The 14,107-nt window shown below is 40.1% G+C and carries 13 protein-coding genes; all 13 read left to right on the top strand.

Going from position 1 to position 14,107, the window contains the following annotated elements:
- Window positions 1–32 precede the first annotated feature (32 nt).
- The 13 genes from PS1M3_RS14345 (at window position 33) to PS1M3_RS14285 (ending at window position 14,075) form a co-directional block, all read left to right on the top strand.
- Window positions 33–530, top strand: coding sequence for a DUF411 domain-containing protein (locus tag PS1M3_RS14345; protein WP_004589252.1), 498 nt, complete (start codon window positions 33–35; stop codon window positions 528–530).
- On the top strand, window positions 530–1,957 hold the full coding sequence (locus tag PS1M3_RS14340) for a TolC family protein (protein WP_203985094.1): 1,428 nt from the start codon (window positions 530–532) through the stop codon (window positions 1,955–1,957). Before PS1M3_RS14345 ends, PS1M3_RS14340 begins: the two co-directional genes overlap by 1 nt.
- Complete coding sequence (locus PS1M3_RS14335) at window positions 1,957–3,699, top strand: efflux RND transporter periplasmic adaptor subunit (protein WP_004589254.1); 1,743 nt, start codon at window positions 1,957–1,959, stop codon at window positions 3,697–3,699. Before PS1M3_RS14340 ends, PS1M3_RS14335 begins: the two co-directional genes overlap by 1 nt.
- A gap of 14 nt (window positions 3,700–3,713) precedes the next feature.
- Window positions 3,714–6,878, top strand: coding sequence for an efflux RND transporter permease subunit (locus PS1M3_RS14330; protein ID WP_016899201.1), 3,165 nt, complete (start codon window positions 3,714–3,716; stop codon window positions 6,876–6,878).
- Window positions 6,879–6,931: 53 nt separating this feature from the next.
- On the top strand, window positions 6,932–7,279 hold the full coding sequence (locus PS1M3_RS14325; protein ID WP_138739850.1) for a copper resistance CopC family protein: 348 nt from the start codon (window positions 6,932–6,934) through the stop codon (window positions 7,277–7,279).
- A gap of 244 nt (window positions 7,280–7,523) precedes the next feature.
- A complete protein-coding gene (locus PS1M3_RS14320; protein WP_004589258.1) occupies window positions 7,524–7,871 on the top strand; it encodes a copper resistance CopC family protein in 348 nt (115 codons plus the stop codon).
- Window positions 7,872–7,890: 19 nt separating this feature from the next.
- Entirely contained in the window at window positions 7,891–8,778 is an 888-nt protein-coding gene (locus PS1M3_RS14315; protein ID WP_203987324.1) for a copper resistance D family protein, read from the top strand.
- A gap of 47 nt (window positions 8,779–8,825) precedes the next feature.
- On the top strand, window positions 8,826–9,257 hold the full coding sequence (locus PS1M3_RS14310) for a DUF4440 domain-containing protein (protein WP_203985092.1): 432 nt from the start codon (window positions 8,826–8,828) through the stop codon (window positions 9,255–9,257).
- Window positions 9,258–9,284: 27 nt separating this feature from the next.
- Window positions 9,285–11,108, top strand: coding sequence for a copper resistance system multicopper oxidase (locus PS1M3_RS14305; protein ID WP_203985090.1), 1,824 nt, complete (start codon window positions 9,285–9,287; stop codon window positions 11,106–11,108).
- Complete coding sequence (locus PS1M3_RS14300; protein ID WP_008109642.1) at window positions 11,105–11,980, top strand: copper resistance protein B; 876 nt, start codon at window positions 11,105–11,107, stop codon at window positions 11,978–11,980. Before PS1M3_RS14305 ends, PS1M3_RS14300 begins: the two co-directional genes overlap by 4 nt.
- 26 nt (window positions 11,981–12,006) lie before the next feature.
- Window positions 12,007–12,666: a heparan-alpha-glucosaminide N-acetyltransferase gene (locus tag PS1M3_RS14295; RefSeq protein ID WP_008109643.1), complete on the top strand. Its 660-nt coding sequence runs from the start codon at window positions 12,007–12,009 to the stop codon at window positions 12,664–12,666.
- Entirely contained in the window at window positions 12,654–13,505 is an 852-nt protein-coding gene (locus tag PS1M3_RS14290) for a formyltransferase family protein (protein WP_238529425.1), read from the top strand. Before PS1M3_RS14295 ends, PS1M3_RS14290 begins: the two co-directional genes overlap by 13 nt.
- Before the next feature lie 147 nt (window positions 13,506–13,652).
- A complete protein-coding gene (locus PS1M3_RS14285; protein WP_203985081.1) occupies window positions 13,653–14,075 on the top strand; it encodes a hypothetical protein in 423 nt (140 codons plus the stop codon).
- The last annotated feature ends 32 nt before the right edge of the window (window positions 14,076–14,107 follow it).

Below are 14,107 nucleotides of genomic sequence, written 5' to 3'. Positions count from 1 at the left end.
TAGATATTTTCCAGCGATGTCTGGGGGCAAAAATGATCAATAAGTATTTAAAAATAGCAGTAGTAATGCTGCTTTCACCTGCGTTTGCAAACGCCAACGAACATAACCATGCACACAATAACGACGTAACACCTTTGGAGTTAATCGTTTATAAAACCCCTACTTGTGGGTGTTGTAAAAAATGGATAACTCATATTGAAGACAAAGGGATCGTTGCGCATTCCAAAGATTTCCGAAACATCGGCAACATCAAAACTAAGTATGGTATCAAACCTAATTACCGTTCATGCCACACGGCAGTGAGTAGAAATGGATTTGCCTTTGAAGGTCATATACCTGCTAAATTTATTCAGCAGTTCTTATCAGAAGAACATCCCAATGCGATTGGGCTTTCAGTTCCAGCAATGCCAGTTGGCTCTCCCGGTATGGAAGTCGATGACCGCTTTATGCCATACAACGTGTTAATTCTATTTAAAGATGGAACGAGCAAAGTCTATGCAAAAGTTAAGACATACGAGGAGCAATTCTAATGAAATTGAACTCTTCAAACCTTACTTCACTTTCAACTGCATTAATACTCGGCTTATCTGTATTCTCAGCTCAAGCTGAGAAAGTAGTGTCGCTTGAACAAGCTATCACCTTAGCTCAGCAAAATGATCCTTGGCTTCATGGTAGCCGATTGAAACAAAGTGCAGTTGAAAATAGAAGTATTGCTTCAGGTACTTTGCCTGATCCGAAAGTATCGCTAGGGATAATGAATTTACCAACAGATACTTGGGATTTAGATCAGGAAGGAATGACTCAGCTAAAGGTTGGCGTCTCTCAAATGTTTCCGAGAGGCGACAGTCTAGAGATCAAGAAAGATCAGTTACAAATTGAGTCCACGAAATTTCCACTGTTACGAGAGGATCGTAAAGCTAAGTTGAAAAGCCAAGTGTCACAACTTTGGTTAGATGCTTACTTAGCCCAACAAACTATTAAATTGATTGAAGATGATTGGTCTCTCTTTGAGCAGATGGCGGAAGTGGCTAAAGCTAGCTATTCAAACGTTGTTGGTAAAACTAGACAGCAAGATGTTATTCGTGCTCAGTTGGAAATCGTGCAGTTAGATGACAGATTAACTTCGCAAAAGCAGAAACTAGAAACGACAATCGCTCGTCTCAATGAGTGGCTTCATATTTACGATGCGGATCGTTTGAATGAATCATTCAACTTTGACGCGCAACCATTAGAGTTTAGCGTCTCAAAAGAATTGCCTTCGATTCAATTGAATAATCCAACAGTCCTAAAAGCATCTAATTACTCAAGAAATCTATTGGCTCAGGAGCTTTCGAATCACCCAGCCATACTTGCGATTGATATAAAACGCAAAGCTTCAGAAAAAGGAATTGAGTTAGCCAAACAGCAATATGAGCCGCAATGGGGCGTTAATGCTAGTTATGCCTATCGCGACAATATGCCCTCTGGTGATAGCCGAGCTGATTTATTTTCTGTTGGGGTAACGTTTGATTTACCCTTGTTTACCGAGAACAGACAAGATAAGCAAGTTGCAGCTTCTATTGCAGATTCAGAGACTATTAAAACCGAGAAACTATTACTGACAAAGCAAATGATCAGTGTTTTAGAAAAAGAACTAAGACAGCTTAAACGCTTATCAGATAGACAATCTATCTATCAAGAACAACTCCTTAAACAAACTCATGACCAAGCAGAAGCGTCATTGACAGCCTACACAAATGATGATGGCGATTTTGCCGAAGTTGTTCGAGCAAGAATTGCCGAATTAAATGCCAGAATATCAGCCTTAAGAATTGATGTTGACGCACTTAAAACAGTTGCTCGTATCAACTATTTCTTTGCGCATTCTCAATCTAACTCAAATGCTGAACATAAGTCGATGCAAACTTCACACAAAACTAATCAGCACTTATCCAGTCAGCAATTTGGAGAAAAATAATGTCAACGAATACAAAAACAATTATTGCCATCATCATTGGGGCAGCACTTGGTGCTGGAGCATTGAGTTTATATCAAGGTACTGGCTCAAACAGTAATAGTAATGAAGCAACATCAGGAGAAAAAAAGCCTCTGTATTGGGTTGCACCGATGGATTCTAATTACCGCCGGGACAAGCCCGGTAAGTCGCCTATGGGGATGGATCTAATTCCAGTGTATGAGGAAGGATCATCTGGTGATGACTTTGGCCCCGGAGCAGTAAAAATTGCGCCTCATGTAGTGAATAACCTTGGGGTTCGCACTGCACCTGTTGAACTGAAAAATATGCATACTGAAATCTCAACGGTAGGTTATGTTCAATATGATGAAGATAAGCTAATTCATATCCACCCACGGGTTGATGGCTGGATTGATAAACTTTACATCAAAGCAGCAGGTAACCCTGTAGAGAAAGGGCAGCCTCTTTATACACTATATTCTCCTCAGTTAGTTAATGCTCAGGAAGAGCTGTTAATAGCGTTAAAGCGCAACAATAGTTCTTTAATTTCAGCAGCCAAAGATCGCCTAAAAGCGTTACAGCTTTCAGCAGACTTTGTTCAAAAGCTAGAAAAGACACGAAAGGTTCAGCAAACAATTACCTTTTATTCACCACAAGCAGGTGTTGTCGATGGTTTGAAGGTTAGAGAAGGTTTTTATGTAAAGCCGGGAAACACCTTATTAAGCATTGGCCAGCTAGATCAAGTTTGGGTTGAAGCAGAAGTGTTTGAACGTGACGCAGCCTTAATTAAAAAAGGACTTCCTGTATCAATGACACTGGATTATTTACCCGGTGAGGACTGGGCTGGTGTCGTTGATTATGTTTATCCAACATTGAACAGTAAAACACGCACACTCCGAGTGAGATTGAAATTTGATAACACAGACTATCAATTAAAACCAAATATGTTTGCACAAGTCTCTATTCACGCTAATCAAGCTGATAGCACCATCCTCGTGCCTAAAGAAGCCGTTATTAGAACAGGTAAACAGGACAGAGTAGTACTTGCGTTAGGTGATGGGCAATTTAAATCTATTGAAGTGACTATTGGCCGGGTTGATATCGACAGCATCGAAATATTAGACGGCTTAAATGAAGATGACGTTGTGGTGACATCTGCCCAATTCTTGATTGATTCTGAATCAAGTAAAAGCTCTGACTTTAAACGAATGACTCATGATGAAGTGCCTAACTCTGTTTGGATGCAAGGGGATGTTAATAGTGTTATGGCAGGGCACCGCATGGTTAATATTTCACATGGCCCTGCTGAAGCTTGGGATTGGCCTGAAATGGTTATGGATTTTACTGTGGCTGAAAAAGTCGATATTGACTCATTAAAGTCAGGTCAATCTTTGCACTTTGAAGTGAGCAAAACCGAAGACGGTGGATATGAAATTACTGGAATTCATATCATGAGTGAGCCTGAAGTATCATCAGCAACAGTATCTGGTTTGATTAATGCGATTGATATTGATACACGGATTCTAAATATTAGCAGAGGCCCAATAGAGAAATGGGATAGACCTGCTGCGACGATGGATTTTATCGTCGCGGACAATATAGAAATGGTTGATTTCAATGTCGGTGATAATGTCACTTTCACTTTTGAGGTTAGAGATGACTTAGTTATCACTGACATTTCTCTTGAATCAGATGAACAACACGGCAAGGAAAATAAAGCTGCTGTTGATCATTCTAATCATTAAGTGGGAGAAAAATAATGATTGAATCAATTATTAGATGGTCTATCGGCAATCGTTTCTTTGTTTTGTTGATTACCTTAATTATCGCGTTTGGTGGTTTGTATTCATTACAAAAAACACCAGTAGATGCACTCCCCGATCTTTCTGATGTGCAGGTGATAATTAAGACGAGCTATCCGGGACAGGCACCACAAGTAGTGCAAGATCAAGTGACGTTTCCCCTTACTACAGCCATGTTGTCAGTACCGGGAGCGCAAACTGTTCGTGGTTACTCATTTTTTGGTGATTCCTACGTCTATATCATTTTTGATGATGATACTGATTTGTATTGGGCTAGAAGCAGAGTACTTGAATACTTAAGCCAAGTAGCATCAAGCCTGCCTGATTCGGCAAAACCACAATTAGGACCTGATGCGACAGGAGTGGGTTGGGTATACATCTACGCTTTAACAGATAAGTCAGGAAACCATGATCTAAGCCAATTAAGAAGTATTCAAGACTGGTTTTTAAAGTATGAACTACAAACTGTTCCGGGCGTGTCTGAGGTTTCCGCCGTTGGCGGTATGGTTAAGCAATATCAGGTGCAAGTAGATCCTGACAAATTGAGAGCTTACGATATTCCTCTAAGTTTAATACAAATAGCCTTACAAAAAGGGAACAAAGAAACTGGCGCATCCGTTGTGGAAATGGCTGAAGCTGAATATATGGTTACCGCAACGGGGTATATTCAATCAGTTAGTGATATAGAGAAAATTCCACTTGGTATTAACGAACAAGGCACGCCGTTGCGTATTGGAGATGTTGCCAACGTTAACCTTGGTCCTCAAATGCGCCGTGGTATCGCAGAACTTAATGGCGAAGGCGAAGTTGTTGGTGGTGTTGTCGTTATGCGCTTTGGTGAAAATGCTCAACAAACCATAAATGGGGTAAAAGAAAAGCTTGAGTCGCTCAAATCTTCTTTACCAGAGGGGGTGGAGGTTGTCCCTGTCTATGACAGATCGAAGTTAATAGATCGTGCTGTTGATAACCTTTGGAGCAAGTTGCTAGAGGAGCTTGCAGTCGTGGCTATTGTCTGTGTGGCTTTCCTATTTCATCTTCGCTCATCTATTGTGGCAGTTATTACTCTGCCATTAGGTATCTTGGTGTCGTTCATTATCATGTATATGCAAGGCATCAATGCCAACATTATGTCTTTAGGCGGTATCGCTATTGCGATTGGTGCGATGACTGATGGTGCAATAGTGATGATTGAAAATATGCACAAGCATATGGAGAAAACACCACTAACAGATGAAAATCGCTGGCAAATTGTTGCTAAGGCTGCGAGTGAAGTAGGCCCTGCACTATTTTTTAGCTTACTGATCATTACAGTCTCATTCTTACCTGTATTTATCTTGGAAGCGCAAGAAGGAAGAATGTTCTCTCCGCTCGCCTATACAAAAACCTATGCAATGGCGGCATCAGCAGGTTTGGCGATCACATTGGTGCCTGTTTTGATGGGCTACTTTATTCGAGGCAAAGTTGTTTCTGAAAAGAAAAACCCGTTAAACCGATTATTGATTGCTATCTACATGCCTGTTTTAAAGCAAGTCATGAAGTTTCCAAAATCGACAATAGTAGCAGCAATATTAGTGACTATCGTTGGCTTTTGGCCTGTCGATAAAATTGGTAGTGAATTCATTCCGCCATTGGATGAAGGCGATCTCATGTATATGCCTACTACCTATCCCGGTATTTCAATTGGTAAAGCAAGGGAGTTATTGCAGCAAACAGACAAGCTTATTCGCACTGTGCCAGAAGTTGAAACTGTATTTGGTAAAGTAGGAAGAGCTGAAACTGCAACCGATCCTGCACCTTTAACCATGATTGAAACCTTTATTCAATTGAAGCCACAAGAGCAGTGGCGAGAGGGTGTGACTACTGAATCGTTAAAAGCTGAGTTTGATAAATTGGTTAAGTTTCCGGGCTTAACGAATGCTTGGGTTATGCCAATCAAGACCCGAATCGACATGTTAGCAACAGGCATAAAAACGCCTGTGGGTATTAAAGTCGCCGGACCAGAGCTTGATGTGATTCAGGAAATCGGCCAACAAATAGAGCAAATTTTACCCGAAGTTACAGGCACAGCATCAGTTTACTCAGAGCGAGTTGCAGGTGGACGATATATCAAGGTTGATATTTCACGCGATAAGGCAAGTCGCTTTGGGTTAAACATCGAAGATGTTCAACAAGTGGTTTCTACAGCTATTGGTGGTATGAACGTTACCCAAACGGTAGAAGGTCAAGAGCGTTACCCTGTTAACTTACGCTATCCGCAAGACTATCGAGACTCTCCTGAGCAGCTATCACGATTACCTGTTGTAACACCAAGTGGTCAACGCATTGCACTAGGTGATGTCGCAGATATTCGAGTTGAGAACGGTCCGCCGGGGATTAAGAGTGAAAATGCTCGTTTAAATGGCTGGACGTTTATCGATATAGACGGTGTTGACGTAGGTACTTATGTTGAAAGTGCAAAAATACACTTGGCTAATAATCTAAAACTACCAGCAGGTTATTCAATTACTTGGGCTGGGCAATACGAATATATGGAAAGAGCGAAAGAAAAGCTCACCTATGTATTGCCTTTAACACTCGCCATTATTGTTATTCTACTTTACTTAAACTTCAGAGCGTTTAGTGAGGTGGCTATCATTATCGTTACCTTGCCGATGGCGATGATTGGTGGCTTATGGTTGATGTATCTGGAAGGGTTTAACTTCTCTGTGGCTGTTGGCGTGGGCTTTATTGCTCTAGCTGGGGTAGCGGTTGAGATTGGTGTGATAATGTTGGTCTATCTCAATCAGGCACTTGCTGAGCTTAAGGAAAAAGCTGAAGAGCGAGCTGAACCTATCTCTGATGATGCATATCAAGATGCATTATTGCACGGTGCAGGCTTACGAGTTCGTCCAGTAATGATGACAGTTGCAACAATCATTATCGGCTTGATGCCCATTTTATATGGTACAGGAACAGGTTCGGAGATTATGAGTCGTATTGCTGCACCTATGGTAGGCGGAATGACAAGTGCTGTGCTACTCACTCTTATTGTGCTCCCAGTAATTTACTCAATCGTTAAAAAGCCAGAATTAAACGCCTTTAACAAGGAGCTTTCTAAGGCGGAGCTAAAAAGTAATGCTTAGCGAAGTTAAGAAACCATAAATAGCAATTTCAATAAACTAAAATAGAGGTAAATATGAAAAAACTAATTAAATTTTTAACCGTAATCAGTGTCGTTTTTAGTAGTGCGGTATTTGCGCATGTGCATCTTGAAAAAAGTGTGCCTGCTGATAATGCAATGCTAATGAATTCTCCAGAAGAGTTAACTTTGGTGTTCACCAAAGAGGTACGGGTTGTAAAAGTTTCATTGGCCAATAAACAAGGCGAAGAATTTAAATTTGGATTCGAGCCTTCTAAAGTCGCTACTAGCAAATTTACATGGAAACTACCTAAATTAGCTCCTGCAAACTATGCTGTGGATGTAACCTTCTTAGGTAACGATGGTCATAAAATGAAACATAGCTTCGGCTTTATGGTTCATTAATAAGGCTGTGTGATTGATATGGAAATGTATATCTGGAATACAGTCATTGTACTGTCAAAAATTGTATTTTACGTCGGCTTTGCCTGTATTGCTGGTTATACATTTTTCAGGCAAATATTTGAGAATAATGAATCTCATACTAATGCTGTAATAAGGAGCTTTCTAAGGCGGAGCTAAAAAGTAATGCTTAGCGAAGTTAAGAAACCATAAATAGCAATTTCAACAAACTAAAATAGAGGTATATATGAAAACATTAATTAAATTTTTAACCGTAATCAGTGTCGTTTTTAGTAGTGCGGTATTTGCGCATGTGCATCTTGAAAAAAGTGTGCCTGCTGATAATGCAATGCTAATGAATCCTCCAGAAGAGTTAACTTTGGTGTTCACCAAAGAGGTACGGGTTGTAAAAGTTTCATTGGCCAATAAACAAGGCGAAGAATTTAAATTTGGATTCGAGCCTTCTAAAGTCGCTACTAGCAAATTTACATGGAAACTACCTAAATTAGCTCCTGCAAACTATGCTGTGGATGTAACCTTCTTAGGTAACGATGGTCATAAAATGAAACATAGCTTCGGCTTTATGGTTCACTAAAATAGGCGGTGTGATTGATATGGAAATGTATATCTGGAATACAGTCATTGTACTGTCTAAAATTGTATTTTACGTCGGCTTTGCCTGTATTGCTGGTTATACATTTTTCAGGCAAATATTTGAGAATAATGAATCTCATACTAATGCTGTAATAGCGAATTTAACGTGGACAAGAACTTATATAGTTATGGCTTTGATCGCTAATATTACTTGGTTCTTTGCCAGTACTGGTGCAATGGCAGAAGAGGGAATTCAGGGGGCGATAGACGCTGATATATTGGCTATTATGTGGGACTCCTCTGTCGGCACTGGAGCTTTGCTTCGAGCGCTTGGGCTAGTTACCGCAATAATCGCTTTAGCTTTAAGGTTCAAACTCGCTGTGAACTCGTACTTAAAACAAAGCGCTTTAATGTTGAGTTTATTAATCCTTGCATACTCATTCACGTTACTGGGTCATATTTCTGAGTTAGGCACAATTGAAAAAGGCTTGCTTATTTTGCATGTGCTCGTTATGGTATGGTGGTTTGGGGCGTTATTGCCACTAAAACAGGCTTGCCATCAGCTAAGTTATGCAGAACTTCATTTGCTGATGGAAAGCTTTGGCAAACAAGCAAGTTTTACAGTGAGCCTATTGTTGGTAGCAGGCCTCTGGCTCGTGATTCAATTGGTCGGAAGTCTTGATGCACTAATAAGCTCAAGTTACGGACAAACACTGTTGTTTAAATTGGCCCTTGTAGTGTCTATTTTGGCACTTGCTGCTAAACATAAACTAATACTCGTTCCACAACTTAAAAATAGTCAAGGCAGGGAGGCGTTATCTAAATCTATCTCGATAGAAATGCTAGTAGCTTTTGCCATTTTATCTGTAACGGCTGGGCTTACTAGTGTTGTTGGCCCTGCAAATTAAAACCTAAAAGAGAGAATGAAAACAATAAATATATTACTTGTTTATTAATGACGTTTAGTTTCGCAGCAAACTCTCATGGTGATAAGAACAAAGACAAAGGTTTGTTTAAAGGTATAGATACCCCTGCCGCAAAAGTTGTTTTGGCATTTCATCAAGCACTTGAAACTGGCAATCAAAAACAGGCTAGAGCGCAGTTAGCGGATGATGTCACCATTTTCGAGGGAGGCCGCGTTGAAAGGAGCGCTGATGAATATGCTCATCATCATATGTTGTCGGATATGAAGTATTTAGCAGCGATGAAGAGCGACACACTTGAACATCAAGTGACGATACTTGGAAATACCGCTATCTCTGCGTCGCGTAGTCAAACTACAGGTACTCATAAAGGTGTTGAACGCGATTATCAAGGCATGGAAACGATGGTGCTGGAAAAACAAAATGGTGAATGGAAGATTAAGCACATTCATTGGTCACATTAATTTATTGGTTAAATAACGGAGTACAAAATGAGAATTAAAAATCCATTACATCAAATTTCTACACCGCGTAGACGCTTTGTACAAGGTTTAGCTGCTGGCGGTATATTAGCTGCTTTTCCAAGTGTTCTTCATGCAGCTTCATCTTTGATTGCTGGAACTTCAACAGGTACTGCGCCCGAACTAAGTGGAGAAGTAATAGATTTAGTGATAGATGAGTCACCCGTAAACTTCACAGGTGTTGTAAGAATGGCTACAACAATCAATGGCTCAATACCAGCTCCTACCTTGCGCCTCAGAGAAGGTGATGACGTTACTATCAGGGTAACTAATAAATTATCAGTGCCGAGTTCAATTCATTGGCATGGGATCATTCTTCCGTATCAAATGGATGGTGTACCGGGCATTAGCTTTAAAGGCATTATGCCTGGCGAAACGTTTGTTTATAAATTTAAGTTACAACAAAGCGGTACTTATTGGTATCACTCACACAGTGGCTTTCAAGAAATGACCGGTATGTATGGGGCGTTAATTATTGAGCCAAGAGAAAAGGATATTATTAGTGCTGACAATGAGCATGTCATCCTATTGTCTGATTGGACTGATGATGATCCTATGGAGTTATTCCGTAAATTAAAAATTCAGGGGGATGTATTTAACTTTAATCAACCTACTGTTCCAGAGTTTTTTGATGACATTTCAAATAGCAGCGTTTCAAATGCGCTACAACGCCGGGAAATGTGGAATAAAATGAGAATGAACCCTACAGATCTTGCAGACTTATCAGCATCTGCAATGACTTTTTTAATGAATGGTTGTGCGCCTTTGACAAACTGGCGTGGAATGTTTAAAGCTGGCGAAAAGGTTAGGCTTAGATTTATTAATGGTTCTAGCAATACGTTTTTTGATGTAAGAATACCTGAGCTGAAGTTAACAGTTGTACAAGCTGATGGACAAAATGTTGAACCTGTGACAGTAGATGAATTTAGATTTGGTCCCGGTGAAACTTATGATGTACTTGTCGAGCCAAAAAATGATGCATATACGATTTTTGCACAAAGCATGGATCGCTCAGGTTATGCTAAAGGTACTTTATCAATGGCACCTAATATTAATGCACCAGTACCTGCTCTAGATCCCGTTGAATGGTTAACGATGACAGATATGATGGGGAATATGGCCCAAGGTGGTGAGCATTCCGCGATGGCAGGTATGGCAGACATGTCGGGCATGAATTCTAATAAAATGGATCATAGTGCAATGGGTCATGGAGCGATGGCAATGGACCATAGTAAGCATAATATGGGTAAAAACCCACTGGCTGTTCCAAGTCAGAAAGTTCGCCACGCTAAAACAGAATATGGCGCCTCAATTGATGCGCGCATTGATACGCCACGCACAAACTTAGACGATCCTGGTGTTGGGCTGCGCAATAACGGCCGTCGAGTTTTAACACTTGCAGATTTACGCTCTCTTGATGGCATAGTTGACCACCAAGCACCCGAAGCCGAAATTGAGCTGCATTTAACCGGCAACATGGAACGCTACAGCTGGTCTTTTGATGGCTTAGAGTTTGGTAAAAGTACCCCTGTGCATATGAAGCATAATCAGCGGGTACGAGTTATTTTACAAAACGATACCATGATGACACACCCTATGCATTTACATGGTATGTGGAGCGACTTGGAGAACGATCAAGGCGATGTGTTAGTTCGCCGCCATACCATAATGGTACAGCCCGCCCAAAGAATTAGCTTTTTAACTACGCCACATGATGTTGGTCGTTGGGCTTGGCATTGTCATTTACTGTTTCATATGGATGCAGGTATGTTTAGAGAGGTGGTTGTATCATGAGAAATTTAACCTTATCAACAGTACTTACTAGTGCACTATTAATTAGCGCACCGTTATTGAGCCTGAATGTGTTTGCTCAAACTGAAATGGGCGACATGTCTGGCGATATGGCGGGCGATAAAATGCAGCCGCAAGGCGGCGATGCCCCTAAAAATGCTCGCGATCCACACGCTTATGCTAATGGCACAACCTTAACGCAAGGGCCATATGCTTTAGCAGATGGCGAGCGCTTAACCCTTGCAGATGAGTATAAGTTTTACGCTATTTTAGGTGATCGCCTTGAGTATAACGAACAAGCCGATGCTGCTGTTTTCGATTTACAAGCTTGGTACGGCACCACCTTTAATCGATTAGTGATAAAAACCGAGGGCGATGTTAGTTATGGCAAGCTTGAAGAAAATCAAACTGATATTTTATGGGGTCATGCAATTTCGGCTTATTGGGATACGCAAGTCGGTATTCGCTACGATTATTATAAAGAAGGCAAAAACCGTCAATGGTTAGCGTTTGGTATTCAAGGCTTAGCACCTTATTGGTTTGAGCTTGATATGACAGCGTATGTAGGTGAGAGCGGCAATACAGCATTTACAGCACAAGCTGAATATGAGCTGCTTTTAACACAAAGGCTCATTATACAGCCTCGTGCTGAAATAACATTTTATGGTAAAGACGATGAACAAAATGAGCTAGGCAGTGGGCTATCTAGTACTGCTATTGGCGTTAGGGTTCGTTATGAATTTACTCGCCAATTTGCACCTTATGTAGGTGTAGAGTGGACTAATAAATTTGGTAGCACAGCAGATTACGCCAAGCTAAACGAGCAGAGCAGCAACGATACTGAGTTTGTTGCCGGTTTAAGATTTTGGTTTTAATACGAAGAAATAACTACATTGATTTAATGAGAGCTACCGCAATTATATTGATGGTAGCTTTTCATTTTGTCTGGGATTTAAACTATTTTGGTTATATTAGAACAGACATACCTAACGGCTTTTTCTGGAAAGAGCTAAGAGCAATAATTGTAAGTTTGTTCTTGTTTTCTGTTGGTGCCAGTCTGGTTTATTCCTATCAAGGTGGTATATCAGCGAAGAAATTAGCTTGGCGAACGGTTAAGATATCTAGTGCTGCGTTACTAGTGACTTTATCCTCACTATTTACCTTGCCAGAACATTGGATTTACTTTGGTATTTTACACTTCATAGCAGTTGCAACACTTCTATTAGTTTGGTTGGTGGGGAAACCTAAACTTGCTTTGCTGCTATCTTTATTTATTTTTAGCGCATACATAGCGATAGAAATACCGTGGAATTGGCCTTTTAGCTATATTGAACAATATATTTCAAAACATCCTAGTGACTTGGTTACTCTTTTTCCTTGGTTGGCTTTGCCCTTGCTCGGTATCTGGGCTGCAAATTTCCGAATCTTTCGTCTGGCTCCCGCCAATCAACATGCGATAAACCCTTATTTGACATTGCTTAGTCAACACTCTTTACTGATTTATTTACTTCACCAACCTTTGCTTTTTGCTGGCTTTAGCGCTATCGAATGGATCAATTGAATATGAAAGTCCTCTATTTCGGAAATAATCTCTTTTCAAACTGTTTAACATTTATGGTTAACCAAGGCTTTAGTGTTGAAGCTGTTTATATTAATGATGTAGAGGAAAACGCAAGTATCGTTAAACGAATTTGTGGCATACATAAGATAATGACACATTCTTTAAGACCGACTAAAGAAGAACTTGATGAATATATAAAATCTGGAGTAACTCTTTTTGTCGTTGCTGACTATGGATATAGACTGCCCATAACAGATATAAAATATGCCTTTAATATTCATCCCTCACTTTTACCTAAAGGTAGAGGCCCTACGCCATTAACTTACATTGTGGATCTACCAGAATTTGCAGGTGTAAGCATACACAAAATCACATATATGCTTGATGGCGGAGATATCTTACTCCAAGAACAATTTGAAGTAGGACAAAATGAATCCATTTCCTCCTTAATGGTGAAGTCAAGCTTACTTGCGGAATCTTTACTGCAAACCTTGTTAAATGATCTCGAAACTATCTATGAGAGTGCTACGCCACAACAAAAACGATTAGCTACTTATTGGAAGCAACCTAGTATAGAAAGGAGAATCATGTCGTGGCTCAATGATACTCAACAATTTAGGCAAGCAATACGTCAATATGGGCATTTTGGCATCTTAATAACAATTTATGAAGAGCTTTTTATTGTCAGCCAATTAGAGGTGGCCGATTTCAAACATGACTACAAGCTAGGCAGCATAATTTTTGAAGACCAAGCGCTGATTAGTGTGGCTATGAATGGTGGCTTTGCTGTTGTTTTTAAAAGTTCTATGGTGCTAGTAAACTCAGCAGTACTAGAGTAATTCGTATATTAAAAGTGTGTATAAAATGTTTTGAAGCAGACTTTAAGGGCTAGGTTAGAACGTAGGTTTTAGTTCAAAGGTTGATCAAGATCATAAAATTATTTTTATAAAGTGGCTAATATTGTAGGTGCTAAAGAAGGAATGATAATGTTTGGACTTTTCAGGTGGTTTAAAATAGTAATAATAACTGTGTTGCTTACGCAGCATGGCTTTGCGATTGCTAAACCAATGAATTGTGAAGAACACCATAAGGACTCTTCCGACACGCATATTATACAACCAAGCAAAAATATGCATCATCAATCAATGATTGACAATAGTCACTATCACACTGAAAATTCGCAAGATTCTAAAAACCGTCATGGTGATGAAGACTGTGAAAAATGTAAAGCTGGTGATTGTGTTTGTTGTGAAGGCGGTTTTTGTGCAAGCTTTCATTTAAATGCCTATCTTGTGCAAGTGGAAGAAGAAAGTAGCAACAATAGTAACTTAGACTTAATTATTCAACGGATACCCCCGCCAGCCTCTGGTATCCATCTCTTACTTTATCGTCCACCAATTATTGGCTAATCACAGGATCAGTGCGTCTTTTTTTCGCCACT

Origin of the sequence: Pseudoalteromonas sp. PS1M3 (genome assembly GCF_016865405.1) — a bacterium.
Classification (GTDB): domain Bacteria; phylum Pseudomonadota; class Gammaproteobacteria; order Enterobacterales; family Alteromonadaceae; genus Pseudoalteromonas; species Pseudoalteromonas marina.
Note: the sequence above shows the minus strand (reverse complement) of the source record. Positions and strands in the feature narration are given on the sequence as shown.

Coding starts and splice junctions, on each gene's coding strand:
- PS1M3_RS14285 (WP_203985081.1), top strand. CDS start 13,653: ATGTTTGGACTTTTCAGGTGGTTTAAAATAGTAATAATAACTGTGTTG.
- PS1M3_RS14310 (WP_203985092.1), top strand. CDS start 8,826: ATGACGTTTAGTTTCGCAGCAAACTCTCATGGTGATAAGAACAAAGAC.
- PS1M3_RS14300 (WP_008109642.1), top strand. CDS start 11,105: ATGAGAAATTTAACCTTATCAACAGTACTTACTAGTGCACTATTAATT.
- PS1M3_RS14295 (WP_008109643.1), top strand. CDS start 12,007: ATGAGAGCTACCGCAATTATATTGATGGTAGCTTTTCATTTTGTCTGG.
- PS1M3_RS14290 (WP_238529425.1), top strand. CDS start 12,654: ATGGATCAATTGAATATGAAAGTCCTCTATTTCGGAAATAATCTCTTT.
- PS1M3_RS14315 (WP_203987324.1), top strand. CDS start 7,891: ATGGAAATGTATATCTGGAATACAGTCATTGTACTGTCTAAAATTGTA.
- PS1M3_RS14345 (WP_004589252.1), top strand. CDS start 33: ATGATCAATAAGTATTTAAAAATAGCAGTAGTAATGCTGCTTTCACCT.
- PS1M3_RS14325 (WP_138739850.1), top strand. CDS start 6,932: ATGAAAAAACTAATTAAATTTTTAACCGTAATCAGTGTCGTTTTTAGT.
- PS1M3_RS14330 (WP_016899201.1), top strand. CDS start 3,714: ATGATTGAATCAATTATTAGATGGTCTATCGGCAATCGTTTCTTTGTT.
- PS1M3_RS14335 (WP_004589254.1), top strand. CDS start 1,957: ATGTCAACGAATACAAAAACAATTATTGCCATCATCATTGGGGCAGCA.
- PS1M3_RS14340 (WP_203985094.1), top strand. CDS start 530: ATGAAATTGAACTCTTCAAACCTTACTTCACTTTCAACTGCATTAATA.
- PS1M3_RS14320 (WP_004589258.1), top strand. CDS start 7,524: ATGAAAACATTAATTAAATTTTTAACCGTAATCAGTGTCGTTTTTAGT.
- PS1M3_RS14305 (WP_203985090.1), top strand. CDS start 9,285: ATGAGAATTAAAAATCCATTACATCAAATTTCTACACCGCGTAGACGC.